Below are 4,079 nucleotides of genomic sequence, written 5' to 3'. Positions count from 1 at the left end.
GATGACACGCGGCGTCGCGGCGCTTGGGCTCGACGCGCAACTGGAATTGACCCTCCGTGTCGCCGTCTTCGAGGGGTTCAATGCCGACATTGATCCGCAGGGCTGGCACGAGATGGGCGTCATCGACCTCGATGGTACAACCGTCTGGTTCAAGGTCGATTTGTACGACGTCGACTACCAATATGGCTCGCCCGAGCCTTCTGACCCTTTGCAAACGCGCCGGGTCCTGACCCTGCTTCTGCCGTCGGAATACTGACGACTCCGTTTCACCGACATCGCCACGGATCGCCCTTGCACAAAGGGCGGTCCTTTCGGGCTGGCGGGTTCCAAGGGGCGCGATGATCGCGTTCGGCCTGCTGCAGGAGACCAGAGATGGCCAAGACACTCGACTACCAGATCACCCTCTATCCGGCGCATCGTGACGGCGCCTTCGTTGTCACCCAGTTCCAGATGCTGGGGAGCTACCCCGAAAAGCGTATCCAGGCCGCTGGCATGGATGACCTGATCGAAAAGGTAACGCAGTTCGCGATGGAGCATGGCGAGAGTTGCAGCGCTTCGGTGCGCTGCCTCGCCCCGCGCAAACCACCGGGTTTCAAGCGCGCGACGGAGAACCTCTATTTCAACCTGGTTGACCGGACCGCTGAAAACCGCGGCGATGCTGCGGCCTGAGGCCCCCTTCGGAAACCTTTGGGGCGGCCTTGTGCAACGGTCGCCCTCCCCTTCCCTCAGTTCCAAAGGACCAAAGACATGACACAAGTGAGTGATTTCTACGCGCAGATGCTCGACTCCCAGAGACGTGCTGCCGAACATCGGGTTGAGACCCGCGCGGCACTTCTTATCGAACTGCGCGCCCTCGGCATAATGAACATCGAGGTGCAATACGAAGGCTACGGCGATTCCGGCAATGTTGAGGATGTCGTCGTGGCCCCTGACACGGTCACCCTGACGGACGAGTTGCGGCGCCGGGTCGAAGACTTCGGTTGGGATTTTGCCTATGCGCTGAGCCCAGGCTTCGAGAACAACGAGGGCGGCTACGGCGAACTGACCTGGTCGCTCGAGGCGGACAAGATCGATGTCAGCCACTCGAACCGCTATATCGAGTCTGAGACCACCGAACACGAGGGGCTCTGACATGGCACATCCCCTCCATCACGCCGAAAGCTCGGCCCGAAAGTTCGGCGGCGTTCCAGATGATTACCAGCATGTGCATGACTGGTTTGACTCGTCCAAAGAGCACCTCGCGATCTTTACGCATCGTGCACATCGGCACCACACGCTCGGGATCTTCGAAGCTGAGCGATTGTTTGGACACTTCCTGACCAACAGCGCGGGCCGGGTCGTCCCGATCCGTTGGATCGTCGAGCAGCATGTGCGCGAAGACTGCCAGGGGCGCATCCCGTCGCTGGCTGACTGGCTCGGACGCATACAACCCGAACCGTGGATGGCCAATGGCCGGATCGACAACGATCCGACGCAGATCGGCAGCGATCCGCGCGCAGTTTGGGTCGCGGCGGTTTCCAATCACCAGACCATTCTCGGTTTCGAAGATTGGTTGCTGAAGGTCTCGGTCGAGCACGTCCAGCATCGGGAGAACCGCGCCGCCGCCTGAGCCATGGGGGCAGTGAAGCCATTGCCCCTCGGAAAACCCCCTGATCGACCCGCTTGAGCCACTACCGGCCGGGCGGGTCGAATGCGTTTCAAGAAAGGACATCAATATGCACAACCCCGTCTACGAGGAGACCTACCAAGGCCACACCATCAAGATCTACCACGACCCGGACGCAGAAAGCCCACGGGAGTGGTGCAACCTCGGAACACTGATCTGCTGGCACCGCAGATACCGGCTTGGCGACAGCCACCCCTTCGACAGCCCCGAGGCGTTCCTGCGCGATCTCGCCGGTGTTTCGGAGCAGAGCGACCTCTCAATGGACCAGCTGCTTGAGCGCGCCGAGCGCAAGGCGGTCATTCTGCCAGTGTTCCTCTATGACCATTCCGGCCTCGCGATGAACACCATCGGCTTCCACTGCCCGTGGGATTCCGGTCAGGTCGGCTATGTCTATGTGACGCTCGAGGCGGTCCGGACGGAGTTCGGCGCAAAACGCGTAACCAAGGCTCTGCGCGCAAAAGCTGAAGGCATCCTGCGCGGCGAAATTGTCAGCTACGACGCCTATCTCGGCGGGCGAGTCTATGGCTATGTCATCGAGTGGGACGGCGAGGAGGTCGACGCCTGCTGGGGGTTTGTCGGCGACTATGAGCTGGACTGTCTGCTCGAGTCGCGCCGGGCGGTGCCAGCACCGTTACCGAGTCAAACACGCGAGTCCGCTGCCGCTCAAGCGCGGGCTCACCCTTAGGAACCGGCACAGGTGGCATACGCTCCCTTTCTTGCGGCAATCCCAATCGGCCTCGCATTGCTGCAATGCAGAAATATCATGGCCTGCCTATTGTGCGGCTGCAGCATAGCCACTATCTTGAAGTTGTGATCGGTTCTCTCCTCCTCCCTGAACCGATCCGGAATAATCGGCGGCATCCACCTCCTCCCGGATGCCGCCTTTCTCTTTTTCAAAGCTCTTCCTGAAGGTTGTCCGGGTGCCTACTGCCGCCAATCGGTCGACGACGGACCTGTTTCGGATGCGCAGGCCGCCAACCGCCCAAAACTTAGGCGAGCTGGTACTGCGCCAAGCTGACAAGGACTTCTGCGACAGCGCCCACAGACCCATCCCCAGTTTTTGGGGATAAGTTTCCGCTATCTGAACGGAGATCAGCAATCCCATGAAAGAGCGAGAGACAGGGCGGGAGGGGTGACCCCTCCCGGGTGAGAGAGTGCGCGCGGGGCTTGGGGCCAACCCTCAACCCCGGAGATTGCCGATGAACGCTCACCCCCATTCTGTCCCGCTTGTGCCTGAGCCTGAGGCCCCTGCCCGCCCGGAAGCCTCGTGCTTCGCCCACAACCTGATCCAGACTGCGAGAACCCTCGTCCCTGTGTTCGAGGCGGGCAGGTCCATCGACGCCGCCGCCCTTCGCGCCGCCATGGAAGGTGCCTTCGGCGCCAGCGACACCAGCGGTGCTTGGGTCTGGAAGGACGCCTATGAGGCCGCCGAGGTTGCGCAGATCCTGATGCTTTCGCGCTACGGCGCATTGATGCAGCGCCAGGCCGCCTCACCACAGGCTTTCCTCACCATGATCGAGCGCCTCGCCGCTCTGGCCCCGTCTCACACGCGGCGCTCCGAAGACAGCGTCCGTCTGCAACAATTCTCAACGCCTTTGCCGCTCGCGGCCACTGTGGCGAAGGCGGCGGGGTTTCAGGACGGCGACCTGGTACTTGAACCGTCAGCTGGCACCGGCATGCTCGCGATTTTCGCCCGGATTGCGGACGCTCGCCTGGCGCTGAATGAGCTTGCCGAGACCCGCCGCGCCCTGCTGGGACTTCTGTTCCCCGGTGCAGTCGTCTCGGATCACGACGCCGCGGCGATCGACGACCGGCTGGATCGGTCCATCACGCCCTCGGTCATCGTGATGAACCCGCCCTTCTCCGCGGCGAAGCATGTCGCGGGTCGGTTCCGGCAGGCCACCAGCCAGCATGTCCTGTCCGCCTTGGCGCGCCTCGCGCCGGGTGGGCGCCTTGTTGTCATCACTGGCGAAAGCTTCCGCCCCTCCATGAAATCCTTCCAGTCGACGTTTCAACGGATCGGCCAGCGCGCCGATGTGGTGTTTTCTGCTGCCATCGACGGCAAGGTCTTCGCTCGGCATGGCACCACCATCGACACGCGGCTGACGGTGATCGACAAGCGCCCGACTGGCGCCGGAGAAACTGCACCTACCGAGAGCGAGACCGCCTATCATCCGATCTGCGCGACAACGGGTGAACTTCTAAACGCGGTGCTGACCCACTGCCCGGAGCGCCGCAGCCCTCCGCCCTGCCCAACCAGTTCAGCCCTGTCGATTCCGTCCCGCCCGACGCGAAAGAACCTACATGCCCTGCGCAATGCCGCCCTCAAGGAAACCCGTGCCCTCGCCGAGGAACGGGCCAAGCATCCGTTCGACGACATCGAGACGGCCCCGCTCGACTACCTGGCGAAAGC

Annotated in this window: 6 protein-coding genes and 1 pseudogene; 6 read left to right on the top strand and 1 reads right to left on the bottom strand. The window is 62.5% G+C overall.

What is annotated here, in order from left to right:
- The 5 genes from C8029_RS05845 to C8029_RS05825 all read left to right on the top strand — a co-directional run.
- Positions 1–256, top strand: a 256-nt coding sequence (locus C8029_RS05845; RefSeq protein ID WP_152002462.1) for a DUF3768 domain-containing protein, incomplete at its 5' end; no start/stop codon positions are given.
- Positions 257–372: 116 nt separating this feature from the next.
- Positions 373–669, top strand: a complete 297-nt coding sequence (locus C8029_RS05840) for a hypothetical protein (protein WP_074646825.1) — start codon at positions 373–375, stop codon at positions 667–669.
- A 78-nt stretch (positions 670–747) separates the two neighbouring features.
- The gene (locus tag C8029_RS05835; RefSeq protein ID WP_074646822.1) at positions 748–1,131 is read left to right on the top strand and encodes a DUF6878 family protein; all 384 of its coding nucleotides are present in this window, start codon (positions 748–750) and stop codon (positions 1,129–1,131) included.
- A gap of 1 nt (position 1,132) precedes the next feature.
- Positions 1,133–1,609, top strand: coding sequence for a DUF6915 family protein (locus C8029_RS05830; RefSeq protein ID WP_074646820.1), 477 nt, complete (start codon positions 1,133–1,135; stop codon positions 1,607–1,609).
- 106 nt (positions 1,610–1,715) lie between these two features.
- A complete protein-coding gene (locus tag C8029_RS05825; RefSeq protein WP_074646818.1) occupies positions 1,716–2,351 on the top strand; it encodes a hypothetical protein in 636 nt (211 codons plus the stop codon).
- Between the two features lie 87 nt (positions 2,352–2,438).
- Here C8029_RS05825 and C8029_RS05820 read toward each other — a convergent pair whose 3' ends face one another.
- Positions 2,439–2,771 carry a hypothetical protein gene (locus tag C8029_RS05820; RefSeq protein ID WP_143026888.1) on the bottom strand — a complete coding sequence of 111 codons (333 nt, stop codon included), beginning with the start codon at positions 2,769–2,771 and terminating at the stop codon, positions 2,439–2,441.
- 94 nt (positions 2,772–2,865) lie between these two features.
- On the opposite strand from C8029_RS05820, the pseudogene C8029_RS05815 reads away from it, so the two are divergent.
- A pseudogene (locus tag C8029_RS05815) lies at positions 2,866–4,079 on the top strand (methylase); the annotation flags it as partial.

Source organism: Roseobacter sp. TSBP12 (assembly GCF_009129705.1).
GTDB classification, from domain to species: Bacteria; Pseudomonadota; Alphaproteobacteria; order Rhodobacterales; family Rhodobacteraceae; genus Celeribacter; species Celeribacter baekdonensis_A.
Note: the sequence above shows the minus strand (reverse complement) of the source record. Positions and strands in the feature narration are given on the sequence as shown.